A 22,903-nucleotide genomic window follows, 5' to 3' on the forward strand; every position below is an offset into this window, starting at 1 on the left:
GGGGGGTAAACCCGCTGCGCTTTTCGCGCATCGCGCACGGCCACTATGCCGATACGACGATACAGACCATAAACCAGACGATATTTGGCGGCGTCGACCGATCAATTTTGGCTGGCGATAAAACGGCATCACTCACCCGCTCGCGCAGGCCCCCGAGATGAACACATCGCTCCAGCATGCCCGGCGCGCATATCGACGCAGCGAAGCACGGAATAGAAACCCACGCTCTTGTTGCGATTCGTCAATGCGCATAACGTTGAACCACCGTCAAAACAAGATCATGGAGTGAGACAAATGCAATCGAACACGGTCCATCCGTGCGACGAGGTATTGCCGTCCGGCAAGCTGCTGACGCTCGGGCTGCAGCACGTTCTCGTCATGTATGCGGGCGCCGTCGCGGTGCCGCTCATCGTCGGCGGCGCGCTCAAGCTGCCGAAAGACCAGATTGCATTCCTCATCAGCGCGGACCTGTTCGCGTGCGGAATCGCGACGCTGATCCAGACGCTCGGCGTGTGGCTCTTCGGCATCCGCCTGCCCGTCATCATGGGCTGCACGTTCGCGGCCGTCGGCCCGATGATCGCGATCGGCACGAATCCCGGCCTCGGCATCCTCGACATCTTCGGCTCGACGATCGCCGCGGGCGCGATCGGCATCGTGCTCGCGCCGATGATCGGCAGGCTGTTGCGGTTCTTTCCGCCCGTCGTCGTCGGCACCGTGATCTCGGTGATCGGGCTGTCGCTGATGGAGGTCGGCATCAACTGGGCGGCGGGCGGCGTCGGCAATCCGAACTACGGCGACCCCGTCTATCTCGGCCTGTCGTTCATCGTGCTCGCGCTGATCCTCGTCATCAACAAGTTCGGCCGCGGCTTCGTCGCGAACATCTCGGTGCTGCTCGGCATGGTCGCGGGCTTCGCGATCGCGTTCGCCGCGGGCCGCGTGAACACCGACGGCGTGGCGGCAGCGCCGTGGGTCGGCTTCGTCGCGCCTTTCCATTTCGGACTCCCGCATTTCGATCCGCTGTCGATCGCGACGATGGTGATCGTGATGTTCGTCACGTTCATCGAATCGACCGGGATGTTCCTCGCGGTCGGCGACATGGTCGAGCGCCCCGTCGATCAGGAGACGCTCGTGCGCGGGCTGCGCGTCGACGGGCTCGGCACGCTGATCGGCGGCATCTTCAATTCGTTTCCGCACACGTCGTTCTCGCAGAACGTCGGGTTGATCGGCGTGACGGGCGTGAAGAGCCGCTTCGTCTGCGCGACGGGCGGCATGATCCTCGTGCTGCTCGGGCTCTTTCCGAAGATGGCGCAGCTCGTCGCGTCGGTGCCTCCGTTCGTGCTCGGCGGCGCGGGCATCGTGATGTTCGGGATGGTGGCCGCGAATGGCGTGAAGGTGCTGTCGAAGGTCGACTTCGTGCGCAACCACCACAATCTCTTCATCGTCGCGGTGAGCATCGGCCTCGGGCTCGTGCCCGTCGTGTCGCCGAACTTCTTCTCGAAGCTCCCCGCCGCGCTCGCGCCGATCCTCCATAGCGGGATACTGCTCGCGTCGGTATCGGCCGTCGTGCTCAATCTGGTGTTCAACGGCATGAAGGGCGAGAAGGACGCACGCTGCGACATTCGCCGCGCGGGGCACGACTTCGACGGGCGGCCGGTCGATCTGCATTGAGCCGCCATCGCGCGGCGCGGCCGAAGCGGCATCGCATCATGGAACCGACACGACGCCGGCCGGAACCGACAGCCACACCCCAACAAAAACCCCGCGCTCCGAAGAACGCGGGGTTCTTGTTTGTGCGTCGCGATGCGGCGAATCCGCTGCCGATCGCGTGCCGCGCGACGAACGAATCGGCTGCCTTCGTCCGGCGCGCGGCGCCGGCGAACGCTCAGCCGGCCGCCGGCGCGCTGGCTGCCGCAGTCGGCGTCGCCGACGCCGGCGCGGCCGCCTTGCCGTAGTCGACGGGCGCATCGGCCGGGCGCGGCGTCTCGCCCGCGCGCTCGATCCAGCCGCCGCCCAGCGCGCGATACAGATCGACGAGGTTCGTCCAGCGCGCGAGCCGCGCGCTGATCAGTTGCTGCTGCGCCGAGTACAGATCCGTCTGCGCGGTCAGCACCGACAGATAGCTGTCGACGCCGTTCTTGTAGCGCAGGTCCGACAGATCGTAGCGGCGCTGCTGCGCATGCTCGTTGCGCTCGAGCGCCGCGATCTGCTGATCGTACGTGCCGCGCGCGGCGAGCCCGTCCGACACCTCGCGGAACGCGCTCTGGATCGCCTTCTCGTAGTTCGCGATCTCGATGCGCTTCTGCACGTGCGCGAGATCGAGGTTCGCGATGTTCTGCCCGCCTTCGAAGATCGGCAGCGCGATGCTCGGCGCGAACGACCACGCCGCCGTGCCCGCCTTGAACAGGCCGCCGAGCGTCGGGCTCGCGGTGCCGAACGCGCCCGTGAGCGAGATCTTCGGGAAGAACGCCGCGCGCGCCGCGCCGATGTTCGCGTTCGCCGCGCGCAGCGTCTGCTCGGCCTGCATGATGTCGGGGCGCCGCGTCAGCAGATCGGACGGCAGCCCGGCCGGGATGTCCGTCAGCAGGTTCTGCGCGTTCAGCGGCAGGCCGGCCGGCAGATCGTCGGGCAGCGGCTCGCCGATCAGCAGCACGAGCGCGTTGAGCGCCTGCGCCCGCGCGCGCGCCTGCGCCTGCTGGTTCGCGAGCGCCGTCTCGACGACCGTCTGCGCCTGCCGCAGATCGAGCTCCGAGCCGGTGCCGTTGTCGAACTGCAGCTTCGTCAGGTCGTACGACGCGCGCGCCGTCTTCAGCGTGTTCTGCGTGATCTGCAGCAGGTCGTCGGTCGACAGCAGCGTCAGATACTGATCGGCGACTTGCGCGACGAGCGAGATCTCCGCCGCCTTGCGCGCCTGCGCGGTCGCGAAGTATTGCGCGAGCGCCTGGTCCTTCAGGCTCTGCACGCGGCCGAACAGGTCGAGCTCCCACGACGCGGACACGCCGACGTTGTAGGTCCGCGTGATGAGCGGCTGGCCCGTCGTCGACACGCCGGCCGGATAGCGCTGGATCGTGCCCGTGCCGGTGCCGTCGAGCGTCGGGAACAGGCCCGCGCGCGTGATCTGATACTGCGCGCGGGACGCCTCGACGTTCAGCACCGAGACGCGCAAATCGCGGTTGTTCTTCAGCGCGATCTCGATCAGCCGCTGCAGGCGCGGATCGACGAAGAACTCGCGCCAGCCGATGTCGACGGCCGACTGGCCGTTCGCGCTGCGCGCGCCGGACGCGGCGCCCGGCTGCGCGGCGTAGACGCCGTCGGTCGGGAACGCGCCCGACACCGGCGCGGCCGGACGCTCGTAGCGCGGCGCGAGCGTGCAGCCCGCGGCGAGCAGGGCGACTGCGAGTGCAGTCAAAGCATGTTTTCGCTTCATCTGTTAATCCTTCTTGCCAGCGTCGTCGCCGTGCTCCGGCTTTTCGTCACGGTGCATGTGCTCGTGCGCGAGGCGCAGCGCTTCGTCGACGTCTTCCTTCTCGCCGCTGAACACGGCCCGCACCTTCACGAAGAACATCGGGATCATGAAGATCGCGAGGAACGTCGCGGTGATCATCCCGCCGATCACGCCGGTGCCGATCGCGTGCTGGCTCGCCGAGCCGGCGCCGTTGCTGATCGCGAGCGGCAGCACGCCGAGAATGAACGCGAGCGACGTCATCAGGATCGGACGCAGCCGCAGCCGCGCCGCCTCGAGCGCCGCCTCGATCGGCCCCATCTTCTCCGTCCGCTGCAGCTCGCGCGCGAACTCGACGATCAGAATCGCATTCTTCGCGGACAGACCCACCGTCGTCAACAGACCGACCTGGAAGAACACATCGTTCTCGAGCCCGCGCAGCGTCGCCGCGAGCAGCGCGCCGATCACGCCGAGCGGCACGACCATGATCACCGAGAACGGGATCGACCAGCTTTCATACAGCGCGGCGAGACACAGGAACACGACGAGGATCGAGATCGCGTACAGGATCGGCGCCTGCGAGCCAGACTGGATTTCCTGGAACGACAGCCCCGTCCACGAATAGCCGATGCCCGTCGGCAGCTTCTTCGCGAGCGCTTCCATCGCCGTCATCGCCTGGCCGGTCGACTTGCCCGGCGCGGCCTGGCCCTGGATTTCCATCGCCGAGATGCCGTTGTAGCGCTCGAGCTTCGGCGAGCCGTAGGTCCAGTGGCCGGTCGCGAACGCCGAGAACGGCACCATCCCGCCCGAGCCGTTGCGCACGTACCAGATGTTCATGTCCTCAGGCGTCATCCGGAACGGCGCGTCGGACTGCACGTACACCTTCTTGATCCGGCCGTCGGTGTCGAGGAAGTTGTTCACGTACTTCGACGCCCACGCGATCGAGAACGTCTGGTCGATCGCATCCGCGGTCACGCCGAGCGCGTTCGCCTTCTCGCGATCGATGTCGACCTTGTACTGCGGCGTGTCGTTCAGCCCGTTCGGACGCACGCCTTGCAGCGTCGGGTCCTTCGCGGCCATCCCGAGCAACTGGTTGCGCGCGGCCATCAGCGCGTCGTGGCCGAGACCCGCGCTGTCGGTCAGCTCGAAGTCGAAGCCGGCCGCCGTGCCGAGTTCGGGAATCGACGGCGGGTTGAACGGAATCACGAGCGCGTCCTTGTAGCCCGCGTAGCGTCCGAACATCCGGCCGATCAGCGCCTGCACCTTCTGGTTCGCGCTCTGCCGCTGCGAGTAGTCCTTCAGCTTGACGAACACGAGGCCCGAGTTCTGGCCGCGGCCCGCGAAGCTGAAGCCGTTCACCGTGAACGCGGATTCGACGATGTCCTTTTCCTGCTTGAGCAGGTAGTCGGAAATGTTCGCGAGCGTGCGCGCGGTCGTCTCCTGCGTCGAGCCCGACGGCGTCTGGACGATCACGAACATCAGGCCCTGGTCCTCGTCGGGCAGGAACGACTTCGGCAGGCGCACGAACAGCAGGCCGACCGCGACGATCACCGCGAGATAGATGATGAGCCAGCGGCCCGAGCGCTTGATCACGTGGTGGACGCCGACGTGGTACTTGTCGCGGCTCGAGTTGAAGGTCCGGTTGAACCAGCCGAAGAAGCCCTTCTTCTCCTCGTGATGCCCTTGCGGAATCGGCTTGAGGATCGTCGCGCACAGCGCCGGCGTCAGAATCAACGCGACGAGCACGGAGAGCACCATCGCCGACACGATCGTCAGCGAGAACTGACGATAGATCGCGCCGACCGAGCCGCCGGAGAACGCCACCGGCACGAACACCGCCGACAGCACAAGCGCGACGCCGACGAGCGCGCCCGTGATCTGGCCCATCGCCTTGCGCGTCGCTTCCTTCGGCGGCAGGCCCTCTTCCGCCATCACCCGCTCGACGTTCTCGACCACGACGATCGCGTCGTCGACGAGCAGACCGATCGCGAGCACGAGACCGAACATCGACAGCACGTTGATCGAGAAGCCGACCATCGACATGATCGCGAACGTGCCGAGCAGCACGACGGGCACCGCGATCGTCGGGATGATCGTCGCCCGCAGGTTCTGCAGGAACAGATACATCACGAGGAACACGAGGACGATACCCTCGAGCAGCGTCTTCACCACTTCCTCGATCGACAGGCGCACGAACGGCGTCGTGTCGTAGGGGTACTTGACGACGAGGCCGTGCGGGAAGTACGTCGACATCTCGTCGATCTTCGCGCGCACCGCCTTCGCGGTCGCGAGCGCGTTCGCGTTGGTCGCGAGCTGGATGCCGAGCGCCGCGGTCGGCTGGCCGTTGTACTTCGTGTCGAAGTTGTACGTCTCGCCGCCGAGGCCGATCTGCGCGACGTCCTTCAGCCGCACCTGCGAGCCGTCCTGGTTCACCTTCAGCAGGATGTTGCCGAACTGCTCGGGCGTCTGCAGCAGCGTCGCCTCGGTGATCGTCGCCTGCAGCACGGTGCCCGGCACGGCCGGCGTGCCGCCCAGTTGGCCGCCCGCGATCTGCACGTTCTGCGCGGAGATCGCGGTCGTCACGTCGACCGGCGTGAGCCCGTAGTTCGTGAGCTTCGTCGGGTCGAGCCAGATCCGCATCGCGTACTGCGAGCCGAACAGCGTGACGGTGCCGACGCCGTTGATCCGGCTGATCGGGTCCTTCACGTGCGACGCGACGTAGTTCGCGAGGTCGTACTTGTTCATGCTGCCGTCTTCGGAGTTGAAGGCGAGCACGAGCAGGAAGCTGCTGCTCGACTTCGTCACCGACAGGCCGAGCTGCTGCACCACCTGCGGCAGGATCGGCGTCGCGAGCGACAGCTTGTTCTGCACCTGGACCTGCGCGATGTCCGGGTTCGTACCCGGCGCGAACGTGAGCGTGATCGTCGCGTTGCCCGAGTCGTCACTCGTCGACGACATGTACAGGAAGTTGTCAAGACCGCTCATCTGCTGCTCGATCACCTGCGTGACGGTGTCCTCGACGGTTTTCGCCGAAGCGCCCGGATAGTTCGCGGTGATCTGGATCGACGGCGGCGCGATCGTCGGATACTGGGCGATCGGCAGCGTGAAGATCGCCGCGACGCCGGCCAGCATCAGGATGATGGCGATCACCCACGCGAAGATCGGGCGATCGATAAAAAACTTTGCCATGAAGCAGGCCCCCTGTTATTGCGCGCTCGACGCGGCAGCGGCGCTCGACGGCGCGGCGCCCGACGCGGCCTGGGCAGGCGATGTGCCCGCAGGCGCGGCGCCCGGCGCGCCGGCCGCCGCGGCCGGCAGTTGCGCCTCGGCGGCCTTCACGCTCATCCCCGGGCGCACCTTGTCGATGCCCTGCACGATCACGCGGTCGCCCGCCTGCAGGCCGCCTTCGACGACCCAGTTCTGGCCCTGCGTGCCGCTCGTGGTGAGCACGCGCGGCGCGACCTTGCCCTTGCCGTCGACGATCATCGCGATCGCCTGGCCCTTCGGATCGTGCGAGACGCCGATCTGCGGGACGAGGAACGCGTTGTCGTTGACGCCCTCTTCGATGCGCGCGCGCACGAACATGCCCGGCAGCAGCACGCGCTGCTTGTTCGGGAAGATCGCGCGAATCGTGACCGAGCCCGTCGTCTGGTCGACGGTGACGTCGCTGAACTGCAGCTTGCCCGGCTCCGAGTACGGCTTGCCGTCCTCGAGGATCAGCGTGACCTTCGCCGCGCCCGGGCCTTCCGTCTTGATGCGCCCGCTCTGGATGTCCTGGCGCAGCTTCAGGCCGTCGAGGCTCGACTGCGTGAGGTCGACGTAGACCGGATCGAGCTGCTGGACGGTCGACATCAGCGTCGCCTGGCTCGCCTGCACGTACGCGCCCGGCGTGACCTGCGAGATGCCGACGCGGCCCGTGATCGGCGAGACCACGTCCGTATAGCCGAGGTTGATCTGCGCGGTCTCGACCGCGGCCCTGCCGGCGCCGACGTCGGCGGCCGCCTGCCCTTGCGCGGCGACCGCGTCGTCGTACTGCTGCTTGCTGACCGCGTTCGCGGCGACGAGCACCTTGTAGCGCGCGACGAGCGCGTTCTGCGTCGCGAGGTTCGCCTGCGCCTTCGCGAGCGTCGCCTTCGCGCTGTTCAGTTGCGCGACGTACGGCGCGGGATCGATCTTGTAGAGACGCTGGCCGGCCTTGACGTCGCTGCCTTCCGTGAACTCACGCCGCAACACGATGCCGTCGACCCGCGCGCGCACCTGCGCGACCAGATACGCGCTCGTGCGGCCCGGCAGTTCGGAGACGACCGGCACGGCTTGCGGCTGGACGGTGACCACGCCGACTTCGAGCGTTTGAGGGGGCGGAGCCGATTCTTTTTTTCCGCACGCGGCCAGGAAAACGGCAGCCGTCGCGACAGTGATTAAGCGGTATGGAACCCGTTCGACGCGCATGGAGCGACCTCGTTTGTAACTAGATGAAATAAGTGCCGGCCTCGGGGACACAACACGAACGCGCCTTGCGGCGCGGATCGGACAACTGGATTGCTTGACTGCGAATACAACAGCGGCACGCGACTGCCGTGCCGGGATGCCGCCGCGCGCAGCACGCGCGGAACAACAATGAGGAGGGAAATCAGCAGAGACGGATATTAACTGATTGCCTCGAAGGCCATTCGGCCGTAAGCTGGCATTGTATATACATTCACGAATGTATGTAAAAGTCCTTCGTGCGCTGCACAATTTCTTACACATTACCAAGGTTTACAGCGGTGACGCCGAGCGTGCGACCCCGGTGCGGCGCTTATGATGCAACCCTGTTATTCACGCAATGACCTCGATCTTGCACACAATGAGCTGTTGAATGGCCAGACGCACGAAGGAGGAAGCGCTCGCGACGCGCGACCGCATTCTCGACGCCGCCGAGCGCGTCTTCTTCGAGAAAGGCGTGTCGCACACGTCGCTCTCCGACATCGCCCAGCACGCGGGCGTCACGCGCGGCGCGATCTATTGGCACTTCGCGAGCAAGAGCGAGCTCTTCGACGCGATGTTCGACCGCGTGCTGCTGCCGATCGACGAACTGAAGGCCGGCACGGGCGAGCCGCACGCGGACCCGCTCGGCCGGATTCGCGAGATCCTGATCTGGTGCCTGCTCGGCGCCGCGCGCGATCCGCAGTTGCGGCGCGTGTTCAGCATCCTGTTCATGAAGTGCGAGTACGTCGCGGACATGGGGCCGCTCCTGCAGCGCAACCGCGAAGGGATGCGCGACGCGCTGCGCAACATCGAGGCGGATCTCGCGCAGGGCGTAGCGAACGGCCAGTTGCCGGCCGATCTCGACACGTGGCGCGCGACGCTGATGCTGCATACGCTCGTCAGCGGCTTCGTGCGCGACATGCTGATGCTGCCGGGCGAGATTGACGCGGAGCGGCATGCGGAAAAGCTCGTCGACGGCTGCTTCGACATGCTGCGCACGAGCCCCGCGATGCGCAAGGACGATTGAGCGCGGAGCGACGAAGGGGCCGCGCGCGCAGAGCCCGCGCGTTCGCGGCAATCAGGCGGGAACGGATGCGAGGAAAAAGGCGGACGCGCGCCGTTCGGGGCGGCGCAGCGGCGGGAGTCGCGCGGCTCAGCCGCCGTTGAACCAGCGCGCCGCGTACAGCAGCAGCGCGACGAAAAAGATCATCGCGGCCCACGCCCAGAGCGGCACCGGGTTCGATTCGCGATGATGCAGCGCGCTCGCCGCGCGCCCCGTCAGCGCGCCGCCCAGGTGCTGCGCGTGCGCGCGGCGCGCGATGCCGGCGGCGAACGCCGCGGGCCGCAGGAACACGTGCTGCCGCTGCGGCGCGCCATCGCGCACGCGGTTCGGCGCGAGCCCGTGCTTCGCCTGCACGACCGCGCAGAATTCGGTGAAGAAATCGTCGGCAAGCTCATGCAGCGCGTTCCGGATCTGACGCCCCGGCAGCTCGGCGAGCGGGCCGGAGGCCGTCGCCCACACCGCATATTCGATCCGCGTCGCCGGTGCGCCGCGGCTTGCGCCCCGCTCGTCGTCGGCGGGCGCGAGCACGACGTCGATCTGGCCGCGCAGCGCGCCGATGCCGTCCGCTCGGGCCCGGAAGTTCAGCGTGCGCCTCGTGTGCTCGGGCTCGTCGCGGCGCTCGCTGACGACGTGCGCGCGCACGTCGTAGCGCGCACGCAGCGGACCGAGCGGCACCGTCAGCGCGAGCGCGTATTCACCGCGCGCGAGCCGCGAAAACGACTCGCAGTGATCGAGGCTCGCGCGCACGAGCGCGAGATCCTGCAGCGCATCCCAGACGACGGACGGCGCGAGCGGAATGTACAACGCGTCGTTCAGTTCCATGATCGCCTCCCCCGAAGAACCGCCGCGTCAGGACGTCACGTCGATGCGGTCGACGCGCGCGGCATCGAACGCGACATACTGCCGGATCGCGTCCGTGATCCCGGACGGCTCCTCGTAACTCCACGCGGCGTTCTCGATCACGCCGTCTTCGGTATGCAGATGGAAATAGGTTGCCGGCCCCTTGTGCGCGCAGTGCGCGACACGGCCGGACGGCACGAGCCGCGACATGTTGACGTCGTTGCGCGGCAGATACTGGACGTCGGGCGCGCCCGATTCCTTCAGCGTGTAGGCGGCAAGCGAATCGGCATAGGTGATCCCCCGATGGATCACGCGAACGCGATGGCGGTTCGGCACGATTTCGATGCGATGGCCTGCGGCGTCGGACATCGGTTTCCCCTACGGCCGCTGCGCGCACGCGCCGGCCGAAAATAAGCATGGCCGCGGCGAAACGCCGCTTGTTATCGCATTATCGGCCAAACCGCCGCAAATTGCGCGGCGTCATCGCCGCAGCAGGTCACTGCGCCTTCCACGAGAACGCCGCCTTCGTGCCGCCCTTCGCCGGCACCGTGACCGCGTGGGTCTGCTCGCTGCCGTTGTAGCTCGCATGCACGGTGTAGCGCCCCGGCTTCAGCCTGACGAGCATGTAGGGGCCGCGCGCATCGGTCTTCAGCACTTCGCCGCCTTGCGCGTCGAGCACGGACACGTGCACGTCGGACAGATACTCGCCGCCCGCGCCCGTGAAGCGCAGCGCGAGCGGCCAACTGCCTTCGCTGCGCTGGAACGCGGTGGACTCGTCGAGCCCCACGCCGCCCGACACGAAGCCGACGTCGCCCTGGTGCTGCACGTCGGGCAGGCCGGGCTGCGCGCTCGCGACGCCCGCGAGGCCGAAGGCCAGCGCCGCCGCGATCAGGTATCTGGAAACGCTTTGCTGTCGCATGATTCGCTCCTTGAATCCGCCAGCCGAAGCCGGAGGCCCCGCAGGACCGCCGGCGAAGACGACGGGCGAAGGCCGGCCGCGCGAAGCGGAGGACGGCCGTCATGCCGCCTGCGCGCCTTGCCGCCGCGCCGGCCGGCCCGTCGCGCCGGGCCCGACCCGGCTCAGCCCAGATCGACCGGCACGAAAATCTGGGCGTCGTCGCGCTGGATCAGCAACGCAAGGCTGTTGCCCGCGCGCTTGACCGCATCGCGCAATTGTTCCGCGCTCGTGACGGGCCGCCCGTTCACCGCGAGGATCACGTCGCCCGGCTGGATGCCCGCGCTCGCGGCGGGGCCCGTCGACTGCTGGACGACAAGGCCGTGCGTGAGCGACGAGCCGTTGCGCTCGCGCGGCGAAAGCGGCCGCACCGCGACGCCGAGACGCCCCTGCTCGACGGGCCCGTCGACGCCCGCCTTCGCCTGGTCGTCGGTCAGCGACGCGAGCGTCACCGACACCGTCTTCTTCGACCTGTCTCGCCAGATCTGCAGATCGGCCTTCGTGCCCGGCTTCATGCCCGCGATCTGCGCGGGCAGCATCGTCGAATCCTGAACCGGCACGCCGTCGACCCCGAGGATCACGTCGCCCGGCTGCAGCCCCGCCTTCGCGGCCGGCCCCTTCGGATCGACCGAGCTGACGAGCGCGCCGTCGGGCTTCTGCAAGCCGAACGAGCTCGCGAGCGTCTGGTTGAGCCCCTGCACGGCGACGCCGAGCCGGCCGCGGCTCACGTGGCCCGTCTTCACGAGCTCGTCCTTCACCTTCATCGCCTCGTTGATCGGGATCGCGAACGACAGGCCCTGGAAGCCGCCCGTCTGCGAGTAGATCATCGAGTTGATGCCGATCACCTCGCCGTTCAGGTTGAAGAGCGGACCGCCCGAGTTGCCGGGGTTCACCGGCACGTCGGTCTGGATGAACGGCGTGTAGTTCTCGTCGGGCAACGCGCGCGACTTCGCGCTGATGATGCCCGACGTGACCGTGTTGTCGAACCCGTACGGCGAGCCGATCGCGACGACCCACTGGCCGACCTTGCTCTGCGCCGGATCGCCGATCTTCACGGTCGGCAGGCCCGACGCGTCGATCTTCAGCACCGCGACGTCGGACTGCTTGTCGGTGCCGACGACCTTCGCCTTGTACTCGCGCTTGTCGGTGAGCTTCACGGTGACGACGTTCGCGCCGTCGATCACGTGCGCGTTAGTCAGGATATACCCGTCCGCGCTGATGATGAACCCGGAGCCCAGGCTCGTGCTCGGCTGGTCGTCCGGCTGCGGCTGGCGGCCGCCGCCCATCCCGGGGATCTGCCCGTAGAAATGTCGGAAGAACTGGTAGAACGGATCGTCCGGGTCGATCGGCAATTGTTGCGGCGCCGCACGACGCTGCGCGGCGCGCTGCACGACGTGCTTCGCGCTGATGTTCACGACGGCCGGCCCGTAGGTCTCGACCAGCCCGGAAAAGTCGGGAATGCCTGTCTTCGCGGCCGCCTCGGCCGGCATCAGCGCGGCGACGGCCGGCGTGATGACCTGCGGCTCCGCATGGCGGGTGCCCGCCACATACCCCGCCGACAACGCCGCGGCGACGGCCACGGCAACTGCGCCACGCGCAAGGATTCGGGTAGTCATCGATCGTTCTCCTCGTCTAACGGTTCGAAGCGTAACGACCCTGACTTAAAGCAGGCTTAATCGGCCTCGGGAACCATTGAGCGGATGAAGCAAGCGAGGGGCCCGCGCCAGGGCGCACGCGGCCGCATGCCGCCGCACGCGTGCCGTCAAGCGCCGCCCGAGCACGGCAGCGAGACGCTGACGAGGAGCCCGCCCGCCGCCGCCTCGCCGAGCGTCACGGTCGCGCGCTGCTGCGCGGCCACCCGCTTGACGATCGCGAGGCCGAGGCCGCTGCCCGCGACGTCGGTGCGCGCCCGCGCGGACGTGTCGCGGTAGAAGCGGTCGAACACGCGCTCGCGCTCGGCGGCCGGAATGCCGGGGCCGCTGTCGCCGATCTGCACGCATGCGCGCGCGCCGCCGCGCGCGAGCGACACGTCGATGCGCCCGCCCGCCGGCGTGTACTTCACCGCGTTGTCGAGCAGGTTGTTGAACATCACGCGCAGCGCGGCGGGATCGGCGTCCACGCTCGCGTCCTCGAGCTGCTCGAAGCCGAGGTCGATGTCGCGCCGCTGCGCGAGCGGCGCGTGCGCGGCGACGCACTCCTCGACGATCGCGCGCAGATCGACGCGCTCGCGCACCGTCGCGTTGCCGGGCTCCGCGCGCGCGAGCGCGAGCAGTTGCTCGGCGAGACGCGTCGCGCGCGTGACGCCGCTTTGCAGATCGACGATCGCCTCGCGGCGCGACACGTCGTCCTGCGCGCGCGCGACGAGCTGCGCCTGGATCTGCACGGCGGCAAGCGGCGTGCGCAACTCGTGGGCGGCGTCCGCGACGAACGCCTTTTGCGTGTCGAGCGCGGCCGAGAGCCGCGCGAGCAGCCCGTTGAGCGCGTGCACGAGCGGGCGCACTTCGAGCGGCAGCGGCGAATCGGGCAGCGGGTCGAGCGCGTCGGGCCGGCGCGCCTCGACCGCGCGCGTCATGCGCGAGAGCGGCGCGAGCCCGCGCCCGACGATCATCCAGACGGCCGCGCCGAGAAACGGCAGCAGCACGATGAGCGGCCAGAGCGTGCGCAGCGCGACGCTCGCGGCGAGCCGGTTGCGCACCGACAGCGGCTGCGCGAGCTGCACGACGTTGTCGCCGACGATCGCGCCGTACACGCGCCACGCGCCGCGCTCGGTGCGCTCGGTCGAGAAGCCGAGTTCCGCGCGCGGCGCGATCGGCGCGCGCGGATGCGAGAAATACATCAGCACGCCGTTGCGGTTCCAGATCTGGATCACGATCCCTTCGTCGCCGTTCGTCTGCGAGCCGAGCACCTGCGAGAACGGCTCGGACGGCAGCGCGGCCGCGATCTGCTGCAACTGATAGTCGAACAGCTCGTTCGCGGCGGCGAGCGCCTGCCGATAGATCATCCAGCCGGCGAGCCCCACCCCGGCCACGACGATCGCGAGCAGCCAGATCAGCAATTGATGGCGAATCGACCTCACGCGCTACGCTTCCTTCACGACCATGTAGCCGAGGCCGCGGACGTTGCGGATCAGGTCCGAGCCGAGCTTCTTGCGCAGCGCGTGGATATAGACTTCGACGGTGTTGCTGCCGATCTCCTCGCCCCAGCCGTACATCTTCTCTTCGAGCTGGCTCTTCGACAGCACCGCGCCCGGTCGCGCGAGCAGCGCTTCCAGCAGCGCGAACTCGCGCGCCGACAGCGCGACGGGCGCACCGCCGAGCGTCACCTGGTGCGACGCCGGATCGAGCGTCAGCGTGCCGTGCCGGATCAGCGATTCGCTGCGCCCCGACTGGCGGCGGATCAGCGCGCGCATCCGCGCGGCGAGCTCGTCGAGATCGAACGGCTTGACGAGATAGTCGTCGGCGCCGGCGTCGAGGCCCTTCACGCGATCGGCCACCGCGTCGCGCGCGGTCAGGATCAGCACCGGCAGCGCGAGCCCGCGCGCGCGCAGCGTGCGCAGCACGTCGATGCCGTCGCGCTTGGGCAGCCCGAGATCGAGCAGCAGCAGATCGTACGCCTCGCCGCCGAGCGCGGTGAGCGCCGCATCGCCGTCCTGCACCCAGTCGACCGCGCAGCCGTCGGCCTTCAGCGCCTTGCGCACCCCTTCGGCGATCATTCGATCGTCTTCAACCAGCAATATCCGCATCCTGAAAAACGTCCGTCGCATGCGTTCGAGATGGCGGACATTGTAGCGCCGCCGCGCGCGCGAACGGACCTTCGGCCGATTTCGGCGCTGCTCGCGCGCCGTTTTCTCTACATTCTCTACAATGTGCGGCTTGGCACCGCGCGCCGCCCGCGCACGCCCATTGCTCACGTCGCCTTCCTCTCCCGTATTCGTCGATGAATCACAACGCCTCCCGCTACGCCGCCTCGCCACGTCCGACCGGTCCCGCCGCCCGCGCGCCGCGCGCGCTCCTGCGCGGCGCGATGCTCGCCGCGGCGTGCGCCGCGCTCGCGTTCGCCGCGCCCGCCGACGCCCGCAGGAAGCCGAAGCCGCCGCGCTATCCGGCCGCGGTGTCGGCCGCGCGCAACGTGCTGCCCGCGTCGGTGCTCGTCGCGCTGCAGCGCGCGCGCGTGCCGGCGTCGAGCCTGAGCGTCGCCGTCGAGCGGATCGGCGATCGCACGCCCGTCGTCGCATGGAACGCGAGCCGGCCAATGCAGCCCGCATCGACGATGAAGCTCGTGACGACCTACGCGGGGCTGTCGCTGCTCGGCGCCGACTATCGCTGGCGCACGAGCGCGTATGCGGACGGCGACGTCGACGAGAACGGCACGCTGCACGGCACGCTGTACGTGAAGGGCACGGGCGATCCGAAGCTCGTGCCCGAGGAACTGATCGACCTCGTCAACAAGATCCGCCGCGCGGGGATCGTCAACGTGGACGGCGCGCTCGTGCTCGACAAGACCTTCTTCGCGCCCGAGACGCGCGACCTGCCGCCGCTCGACGACGACGCGAGCGCGCCGTACAACGTCGGCCCCGATCCGCTTCTCTACGCGTTCAAGGCGCTGTCGTTCACGGTGACGCCGACCGACAACGGCGCGGTCGCGGTCGACGTCGTGCCGCCGCTCGCGAACCTGAGCGTCGACAACCAGCTCGTCGAAGGACAAGGCTCGTGCGGCTCGGCGCGACCGACGCTCGCGACCGACGCGAACGGCGAGCTCACCGCGTCGTTCGCGGGCGACTATCCGCCGAGCTGCGGCCCGACGACGACCAATCTCGCGGTGCTGAACCATTCCGCGTTCTTCGCGCGCGGCTTCCTCGCGCTGTGGCGCCAGACGGGCGGCTCGTTCTCGGGGACGATCGCCGAGGGCAAGGTGCCGGGCCGCGCGCGGCCGGTGGCGTCGCACCACGGTCCGGTGCTGTCGAGCGTCGTGCACGACATCAACAAGTTCAGCAACAACGTGATGGCGCGCAACCTGTTCCTCACGATCGGCGCGGTCGAGCACCAGCCGCCCGCGACGCCCGCTCAGTCGGCGGACACGATCCGCGCGTTCCTCGCGAAAAGCGGGCTGCCGATCGACGGGCTCGCGCTCGAGAACGGCTCCGGGCTCTCGCGCGACGAGCGCGTGAGCGCGCTGTCGCTTGCCGACATGCTGCAGGCGGCGAACGCGAGCCCCGTCGCGCAGGCGTTCGTCGATTCGCTGCCGGTCGCGGGCGTCGACGGCACGATGAAGAACCGGCTGACGAACGCGCCCGTCGGCGGCAACGCGCACATCAAGACGGGCACGCTGCGCGACGTGCGTGCGATCGCGGGCTACGTCGCGTCGGCGGACGGGTCGAGCTACGTCGTCGTCAGCTTCATCAACGACGACCGCGCGGCGGCCGCGCGCGCGGCGCACGACGCGCTGCTCGAATGGGTGTACGAAGGGCCGCACTGATTCGCGTCCGGCACGCACAGCGGCGGCGCGGCCTTCGCGCGGCCGCGCGCGGACCGGAACCGATTCCGCTCCCGCTGTTTTCCTCGCTGTTTTCCTCGCTGTTTCCCGGCCATGTTCCACGCGGACGTCCGTCCCCGTGGGTTTCGCCGATGGCCGCCGCCGCGGCTCGGCGCGCCGCACCATGCCGCGCGCCCGTCGAAGACTCCCTCTACGAAACACTCTCGCGTCCGGTACGCCGATTGCGTACCCTTTTGGCTGCAATTGACGCCGCCGAACCGCGCGCGTGGGCCGCAAGCCGCATGCGCCGGATCGCGCGAACCACAACAAGAGGGAGACACTCATGCAATTCAACGTCGAATTGCTTCTGCTCGCGCTCGCGCCCGTCTTCCTGCTCTGCATCGGCTGGGAAGCGTGGCACCTCGCGCGCACGCGCCCCGGCGAGCGCGTCTACAACCTGCGCGATACGCTCTGCAACGCGGCGCTCGCGCTGATGCACCAGGGCGCGGACAAGATCGCGTGGATCTTCGTGATCCCGATCTATGCGTACTGCTACACGCACTACCGGCTCTTCACGTGGGACAGCACGTGGGTGTCGTTCGCCGTGCTGTTCGTCGCGCAGGACCTGCTCTACTACGTGTTCCACCGCTGCAGCCACCGCGTGCGCTGGCTGTGGGCCGCGCACGTCGTCCACCATTCGTCCGAGCGCCTGAATTTCTCGACCGCGATGCGGCAAAGCCTGATGTATCCGATCGCCGGCATGTGGGCGTTCTGGCTGCCGCTCGCGTTTCTCGGCTTCGCGCCGCAGCAGATCGTCGGCATCGTGCTCATCAACCTCGCGTTCCAGTTCTTCGTCCATACGCAGACGATTCCGAAGCTCGGCTGGCTCGAATACGTGCTGAACACGCCGTCGATCCATCGCGCGCACCATGCGCGCAACCCGCGCTACATTGATCGCAACTACGCCGGCGTGCTCGTGATCTGGGATCGCCTGTTCGGCAGCTACGTCGACGAGGACCCGCGCGATCCGCCCGAATACGGGATCGTCGAGCCGCTCCGGTCGAACAATCCGCTCGTCGCGACGTTCCATGAATGGCGGTCGATGGCGGCCGACGCGTTCGGCGTCGAAGGCTGGCGCAACAAGCTGCGTGCCGTTTTCGGCCCGCCCGAATGGGCGAGCGCTTATCATGCTCGGGTTGCGCATGCGCGCGCGCAGCCGCACGAACCGCCCGCGCTCGCCGCCGCGCCCCGCGAACGATAACGAAACACGGCTTCACCACCATCGCGCCGGGCCGCGTCGCCGCCACACGTTGCGGCGCGGCACGGCGCAGGCCATGCAGCACAAGCATATCTACGAGGAGAGACCCGCATGAATCAGCAGCAACGACAACAACAACCCGCCGGCACCGCACGCCGCCGCTTCTGGCGCGGCGCGCAGGTCGCGCTCGCGAGCGCCGCGTTCGCGCTCCTCGCCGCGTGCGGCGGCGGCGACGACAACGGCTCGTCGCCGCCGAGCGCCGGCGTGAACATGCAGGTCGTGTCCTTCGGCGACAGCCTGTCGGACGCCGGCACCTACTCGCCGCAGATCCTGATCGGCTTCGGCGGCGGCCGCTTCACGACGAATCCGGGCCAGGTGTGGACGCAGGACGTCGCCGCCTACTACGGCAGCACGCTCACGCCAGCGTTCGAGGGTGGCTTCGGCGTGCCGCTGCAGGCGGCAGGCGGCCTGGGCTACGCGCAGGGCGGCTCGCGTGTCACGCAGCAGCCGGGTATCGGCCACGCGGACGCGAGCGTCGCGAACGCCGATTACGCGCAGGCGACGACCGTGCCCGTCGCGACGCAGGTGCAGCAATACCTGCAGCAGCACGGCAGCTTCAACGCGAATCAGATCGTGCTCGTCAACGGCGGCGCGAACGACATCTTCTATCAGGTGCAGGTCGCGCAGGCTCAGGGCAATACGCCCGCCGCGCAGCTCGCCGCCGCGCAGCAGATCGGCCTTGCCGCGCAGCAGCTCGCGGGCATCGTCCAGCAGATCGTCGCGGCGGGCGCGACGCACGTGTTCGTGTCGAACGTGCCGGACATCGGCGGCACGCCGCTCGCGGTGTCGACGGGCCAGCAGGCCGCGCTCACGCAGTTGTCGACGGTCTTCAACAGCACGCTCGCCGCGGCGCTGAAGGCGCTGAACGTCGACCCCGCGAAGGCCGTGCTCATCGACGCGTTCACGTGGCAGGACGGCATCGCCGCGAACTATCAGGGCAACGGCTTCTCGGTGGCGAACACGGGCACCGCGTGCAACCTGCAGTCGATGATCGCCGCCGCGACGAAGGCGGGCGTCTCGAACCCGAGCGCGTTCGGCTCGTCGCTGTTCTGCTCGCCGCAGATGTACACGGTCGCGAACGCGGACCAGACCTACATGTTCGCCGACACGGTCCACCCGACGACGCGCCTGCACGCGCTCTTCGCGCAGTACGTCGAGCAGCAGATCGCGAAGACGGGCGTCGGCAAGTAAGGCGCCGGCGCGCGGCGGGCGGCGCGTCTCGCACGCCCCGCCCGGTCGCGACGCGGAGACGAATCCGCGTCGTGAAGCGAAAACGCCCGGTTCGCGTGATGCGAACCGGGCGTTTGCCATTGGAGGAGCCGGCCCTGCAGGGCTTTTCGTCGCTTGGGCGACAAGAGCAGCATAACGAAGCCACGCCCGGCTTCGCCGGCCCGCCGAATCAACCGCCTCGCCGCCCGGCGTTCACTCCAGCGCGTCGAACGCAGCCGCCGCACGGCCGAGCCGGTCGTTCACCGCGATCCATTCGGCCGTATCCGGCAGCTTCTCGACGAGAATGCGCGCGACCTGCGCACGATCGAGCGCGCGCAACAGCCCGTAAAGCTCGCGCGCGTAGACTTGCGGGTCCTCGGGCGCCGCAACGAAATGCACGCCCTCCGCGTGCGCCCACGCGCCGGCACGCGATGCGCGCGCGACGAGCGCGACCCGCTCGCCGGCATCGCGCGCGGTCGCGAGCAGCGGCTCGATCCGCTCGAACGGCGCAAGCGCGAGCGGCGTGCGCGGCGCGTAATGCGCCTTCAGCGTGCCGGACGCGCGCGGCGCGGTCGCGTCGCTGCCGTCGGGCAGGCGCGGCGCGACGCCGAGCACGTCGGCGATCTGCCGCGGCGTCACCTGGCCCGGGCGCAGCAGCGCCGGAAAGCCGCGCGACAGATCGAGAATCGTCGATTCGATCCCGACGTCGGACGGGCCGCCGTCGAGCACGTGGACGGCATCGCCGAACTCGTCGCGCACGTGCTGCGCGGTGGTCGGGCTCACGTGGCCGAAGCGGTTCGCCGACGGCGCGGCGACGCCGCCGTGCCCGCCGCGACGCGCGTCGAACGCGCGCAGCAGCGCCTGCGCGACCGGATGCGACGGGCAACGCAGGCCGACCGAGTCCTGCCCGCCGCTCACCGCGTCCGGAATATGCGCGGCGCGCTTCAGGATCAGCGTGAGCGGGCCGGGCCAGAACGCGTCGATCAACTTTTGCGCGTCGGCGGGCAACGAATCGACCCAGTAGCCCGGATCGCTGCCCGGCGCGAGGTGGACGATCACCGGATGGTTCGCCGGCCGCCCTTTCGCCGCATAAATGCGCGCGACGGCGGCCGGGTTCTGCGCGTCGCCGCCGAGCCCGTAGACGGTCTCGGTCGGAAACGCGACGAGTTCGCCCGCATCGAGCAGCCCGGCGGCCTCGTCGATCTGCTCGGCGGTCGGAATCGGTCGATCGTTCGACATCGCGCGCCCCGTCAGTCGAGCGGAATGCGCAGCAGCCGCGCGCAGGCGGTCGCGCCCGCGACCGCGCCGTCGAGCGTCGCCGCGGTGAAGTTCACGTGGCCCATCTTGCGGCCGGCGCGCGCGTCTTCCTTGCCGTACAGATGCAGCCGCGCGGTCGGCATCGCGGCGACCCGGTCCCACGGCGGCGTGACGGGCTCGCCCGACGCGCCGTCCGCGAACCACACGTCGCCGAGCACGTTGAGCATCGCGGCGGGCGAATGCTGGCGCGTGCTGCCGAGCGGCAGCCGCGTCATCGCGCGCACCTGCTGCTCGAACTGGCTCGTCTCGCACGCATCGACCGTGTAGTGGCCGGAGTTGTGCGGCCGCGGCGCCATTTCGTTCGCGACAAGCGAGCCGTCCTCGAGCACGAAGAACTCGACGCACAGCACGCCGACGTATTCGAGCGAATCGGCGATCCGCACGGCCGCCTGCTGCGCGTCGCGCACGAGCGCGTCGTTCGCGGCGGGCGCGGGCACGACGGTCAGCGACAGGATGCCGCCGTGATGCGTGTTCTGCGCGAGCGGAAACACCGCGGACGCGCCATCCGCGCCGCGCACGATCAGCGCCGACACTTCGTATTTGAGCGGCAGGCGCTTCTCGAGCACGCACGGCACGCCGCCGAGCGACGCGTACGCGTCTCTCGCTTCCCGCACGGTCGCGACGCGCACCTGCCCCTTGCCGTCGTAGCCGAGGCGCGCGGTCTTCAGGATGCCGGGCAGCACCGCGGCGAGATCCGCATCGGCGAGCGCCGCGAGCTGCGCGGGCGACTCGATCACGACGTGCGGCGCGACGGGCACGCCAGACGCCGCGATGAACCGCTTCTCGGCGATCCGGTCCTGCGCGATCGCGACGCATCGGCCGGCGGGCGCGACGAACGTCGATTGCGCGAGAAAGTCGAGGCTCGCGGCGGGCACGTTCTCGAACTCGGTCGACACGGCGTCGCACCATTGCGCGAGCTCGGCGAGCGCGGCCTCGTCGTCGTACGCGGCGCGCAGATGCTTGTCCGCGACGGCGCCTGCGGGGCTCGTCGGATCGGGATCGAGCACCGCGACGCGGTAGCCCATCGCCTGCGCGGCGAAGCAGAACATGCGGCCGAGCTGGCCGCCGCCGACCATGCCGAGCCAGGCGCCCGGCAGGATCGGGGAATTCGGGGTGGGGAGTGCAGTCATGATATGTAAAACAGACCCTGGGGTCGGTGTCGGCGGGCGGCGGCGCCCGCCGCGGTCAGGACGATCGATGTTGCAAGCGGCTCGCGCGGCGGCCTCACAGCGGCGGCAGCGCCATCGCGTGCGCGGCCTCGTTCTGCCGCACGCGGAACGCGGCGAGCCGGTTCGCGTAGTCGACCGACGTGCCGGCCAGGATCGACACCGCGAAAAGCGCCGCGTTCGCCGCGCCGGCCTCGCCGATCGCGAACGTCGCCACCGGCACGCCCTTCGGCATCTGCACGATCGAATGCAGCGAATCGACGCCCTTCAGGTACTTGCTCGCCACGGGCACGCCGAGCACGGGCACCGTCGTCTTCGCGGCGAGCATGCCGGGCAGGTGCGCGGCGCCGCCCGCGCCCGCGATGATCGCGCGCAGGCCGCGCTCGCGCGCCTTCTGAGCGTAGTCGAACATCTCGTCGGGCATCCGGTGCGCGGACACGACCTTCGCCTCGTACGGCACGTCGAATTCCTGCAGGATCGCGACGGCGTGCTTCATCACGTCCCAGTCGGAGCTGGAACCCATCAGCACGCCGACGAGCGGCGCGCTGTGCGTGTGGGCGGTCTGGACTTCGCTCATCGTGCGCTTCCTCGTTTCGGTGAATCGGACGATGCTCAGTCGAGCGTCTTGCCCGTGATGCGCTCGAGCGCTTCCTGATACTTCGCGCTCGTCTTCGCGACCACGTCGTCGGGCAGCTTCGGCGCGGGCGGCTCCTTGCTCCAGTTCTGCGCCTCTAGCCAGTCGCGGACGAACTGCTTGTCGAACGACGGCGGATTCGTGCCGACCCGGTATTCGTCCGCCGGCCAGAAGCGCGACGAATCGGCCGTCAGCGCCTCGTCCATCAGGAACAGCTTGCCGTGCTCGTCGAGGCCGAATTCGAACTTCGTGTCGGCGATGATGATGCCGCGCGTCGCCGCGTAGTCGGCCGCTTCCTTGTACAGCTTGATCGAGATGTCGCGGATCGTCACGGCGAGCTCGGTGCCGATGCGGCGCTCGGTTTCCTCGAACGAGATGTTCTCGTCGTGATGGCCCATCTCGGCCTTCGCGGCGGGCGTGAAGATCGGCTCGGGGAGCTTCTGCGCATTCGAGAGGCCGGCCGGCAGCTCGACGCCGCACACCTTGCCCGTCGCCTGGTAGTCCTTCCAGCCGCTGCCCGCGAGATAGCCGCGCACGACCGCCTCGACGAGGATCGGCTCGAGCCGCTTGACGACGACCGCGCGCCCCTTCACCTGCCCGACTTCGTCGTCGGCGACGACCGTCTCGGGCGCGACGCCCGTCAGATGGTTCGGGACGATGTGCGCGAGCTTGTCGAACCAGAAGTTCGCCATCTGGTTCAGCACGCGGCCCTTGTTCGGAATCGGCTCGCCCATGATGACGTCGAACGCCGACAGGCGATCGGTCGTGACGATGAGGAGCTTGTCGTTGCCGACCGCGTAGTTGTCGCGGACCTTGCCGCGACCGAGAAGCGGCAGCGAGCGCAGCGTGGATTCGTAGAGGGTAGACATCGTCTTTTCGCAGATAAGGAGCCAAACAAAAAGGGAAACGCCGTTCCCCGCGGCTGGCGGGAACGGCGGCCTTGCAATACTTCGGCGAACCGGCCGGGCGGCTTGGCCCGGCGGGGCCTGGCGGCTTCGGGGCCGGACCGGGCGTATCCGGCCG

General features: G+C 68.9%; 20 protein-coding genes. 6 read left to right on the forward strand and 14 right to left on the reverse strand.

What is annotated here, in order from left to right; all coding sequences use genetic code 11:
- The first annotated feature begins 294 nt into the window (after positions 1-294).
- Positions 295-1,668 carry a nucleobase:cation symporter-2 family protein gene (locus WT16_RS05085; RefSeq protein ID WP_015600163.1) on the forward strand — a complete coding sequence of 458 codons (1,374 nt, stop codon included), beginning with the start codon at positions 295-297 and terminating at the stop codon, positions 1,666-1,668.
- A 214-nt stretch (positions 1,669-1,882) separates the two neighbouring features.
- On the opposite strand, the gene oprB is transcribed toward WT16_RS05085, so the two are convergent.
- Genes oprB through WT16_RS30280 form a run of 4 tightly spaced genes read right to left on the reverse strand, consistent with a single transcriptional unit; the run spans position 1,883 to position 8,054 of the window.
- Positions 1,883-3,424 carry an efflux RND transporter outer membrane subunit OprB gene (oprB, locus tag WT16_RS05090; RefSeq protein ID WP_063532827.1) on the reverse strand — a complete coding sequence of 514 codons (1,542 nt, stop codon included), beginning with the start codon at positions 3,422-3,424 and terminating at the stop codon, positions 1,883-1,885.
- Positions 3,425-3,427: 3 nt separating this feature from the next.
- Positions 3,428-6,628: an efflux RND transporter permease BpeB gene (gene bpeB, locus WT16_RS05095; protein ID WP_015601799.1), complete on the reverse strand. Its 3,201-nt coding sequence runs from the start codon at positions 6,626-6,628 to the stop codon at positions 3,428-3,430.
- A 15-nt stretch (positions 6,629-6,643) separates the two neighbouring features.
- Positions 6,644-7,888 carry an efflux RND transporter periplasmic adaptor BpeA gene (gene bpeA / locus WT16_RS05100; protein ID WP_043282033.1) on the reverse strand — a complete coding sequence of 415 codons (1,245 nt, stop codon included), beginning with the start codon at positions 7,886-7,888 and terminating at the stop codon, positions 6,644-6,646.
- A gap of 19 nt (positions 7,889-7,907) precedes the next feature.
- A complete protein-coding gene (locus WT16_RS30280; RefSeq protein WP_009911389.1) occupies positions 7,908-8,054 on the reverse strand; it encodes a hypothetical protein in 147 nt (48 codons plus the stop codon).
- 243 nt (positions 8,055-8,297) lie between these two features.
- Between WT16_RS30280 and bpeR the strand changes: the two genes are divergently transcribed.
- Positions 8,298-8,933 (forward strand): TetR family transcriptional regulator BpeR, encoded by a 636-nt coding sequence (gene bpeR, locus WT16_RS05105; RefSeq protein ID WP_063532828.1) that lies wholly within the window; start codon positions 8,298-8,300, stop codon positions 8,931-8,933.
- Between the two features lie 126 nt (positions 8,934-9,059).
- On the opposite strand, the gene WT16_RS05110 is transcribed toward bpeR, so the two are convergent.
- The 6 genes from WT16_RS05110 to WT16_RS05135 form a co-directional block, all read right to left on the reverse strand.
- Complete coding sequence (locus WT16_RS05110) at positions 9,060-9,791, reverse strand: SRPBCC domain-containing protein (protein ID WP_006024720.1); 732 nt, start codon at positions 9,789-9,791, stop codon at positions 9,060-9,062.
- A 27-nt stretch (positions 9,792-9,818) separates the two neighbouring features.
- Positions 9,819-10,178, reverse strand: coding sequence for a DUF427 domain-containing protein (locus WT16_RS05115; protein ID WP_006024719.1), 360 nt, complete (start codon positions 10,176-10,178; stop codon positions 9,819-9,821).
- 127 nt (positions 10,179-10,305) lie between these two features.
- Positions 10,306-10,728, reverse strand: a complete 423-nt coding sequence (locus WT16_RS05120; protein WP_006024718.1) for a carboxypeptidase-like regulatory domain-containing protein — start codon at positions 10,726-10,728, stop codon at positions 10,306-10,308.
- Between the two features lie 161 nt (positions 10,729-10,889).
- Positions 10,890-12,380: a DegQ family serine endoprotease gene (locus WT16_RS05125; protein WP_015600854.1), complete on the reverse strand. Its 1,491-nt coding sequence runs from the start codon at positions 12,378-12,380 to the stop codon at positions 10,890-10,892.
- 146 nt (positions 12,381-12,526) lie between these two features.
- Positions 12,527-13,840 carry an ATP-binding protein gene (locus WT16_RS05130; RefSeq protein WP_015601431.1) on the reverse strand — a complete coding sequence of 438 codons (1,314 nt, stop codon included), beginning with the start codon at positions 13,838-13,840 and terminating at the stop codon, positions 12,527-12,529.
- A 3-nt stretch (positions 13,841-13,843) separates the two neighbouring features.
- Positions 13,844-14,506, reverse strand: coding sequence for a response regulator (locus WT16_RS05135; protein ID WP_006024715.1), 663 nt, complete (start codon positions 14,504-14,506; stop codon positions 13,844-13,846).
- 30 nt (positions 14,507-14,536) lie between these two features.
- On the opposite strand from WT16_RS05135, the gene WT16_RS33485 reads away from it, so the two are divergent.
- The 4 genes from WT16_RS33485 to WT16_RS05150 all read left to right on the forward strand — a co-directional run bounded on the left by WT16_RS33485 (position 14,537) and on the right by WT16_RS05150 (position 18,745).
- Positions 14,537-14,704, forward strand: a complete 168-nt coding sequence (locus WT16_RS33485) for a hypothetical protein (protein WP_156442991.1) — start codon at positions 14,537-14,539, stop codon at positions 14,702-14,704.
- Positions 14,701-16,239, forward strand: coding sequence for a D-alanyl-D-alanine carboxypeptidase/D-alanyl-D-alanine-endopeptidase (gene dacB, locus WT16_RS05140; RefSeq protein WP_063532829.1), 1,539 nt, complete (start codon positions 14,701-14,703; stop codon positions 16,237-16,239). Before WT16_RS33485 ends, dacB begins: the two co-directional genes overlap by 4 nt.
- Before the next feature lie 340 nt (positions 16,240-16,579).
- Entirely contained in the window at positions 16,580-17,497 is a 918-nt protein-coding gene (locus tag WT16_RS05145; protein ID WP_006024713.1) for a sterol desaturase family protein, read from the forward strand.
- A gap of 108 nt (positions 17,498-17,605) precedes the next feature.
- Complete coding sequence (locus WT16_RS05150; RefSeq protein WP_063532830.1) at positions 17,606-18,745, forward strand: SGNH/GDSL hydrolase family protein; 1,140 nt, start codon at positions 17,606-17,608, stop codon at positions 18,743-18,745.
- Between the two features lie 231 nt (positions 18,746-18,976).
- On the opposite strand, the gene WT16_RS05155 is transcribed toward WT16_RS05150, so the two are convergent.
- From WT16_RS05155 to WT16_RS05170, 4 genes are all read right to left on the reverse strand, one after another.
- On the reverse strand, positions 18,977-20,002 hold the full coding sequence (locus WT16_RS05155; RefSeq protein WP_063532831.1) for an L-threonylcarbamoyladenylate synthase: 1,026 nt from the start codon (positions 20,000-20,002) through the stop codon (positions 18,977-18,979).
- Between the two features lie 11 nt (positions 20,003-20,013).
- Entirely contained in the window at positions 20,014-21,210 is a 1,197-nt protein-coding gene (locus WT16_RS05160) for a 5-(carboxyamino)imidazole ribonucleotide synthase (RefSeq protein ID WP_063532832.1), read from the reverse strand.
- A 94-nt stretch (positions 21,211-21,304) separates the two neighbouring features.
- Complete coding sequence (purE, locus tag WT16_RS05165) at positions 21,305-21,823, reverse strand: 5-(carboxyamino)imidazole ribonucleotide mutase (RefSeq protein WP_006024709.1); 519 nt, start codon at positions 21,821-21,823, stop codon at positions 21,305-21,307.
- Positions 21,824-21,858: 35 nt separating this feature from the next.
- The gene (locus tag WT16_RS05170) at positions 21,859-22,749 is read right to left on the reverse strand and encodes a phosphoribosylaminoimidazolesuccinocarboxamide synthase (protein ID WP_063532833.1); all 891 of its coding nucleotides are present in this window, start codon (positions 22,747-22,749) and stop codon (positions 21,859-21,861) included.
- Positions 22,750-22,903: the final 154 nt, after the last annotated feature.

Origin of the sequence: Burkholderia sp. MSMB1589WGS, assembly GCF_001636105.1 — a bacterium.
In the GTDB taxonomy this organism is placed as follows: Bacteria; Pseudomonadota; Gammaproteobacteria; order Burkholderiales; family Burkholderiaceae; genus Burkholderia; species Burkholderia humptydooensis.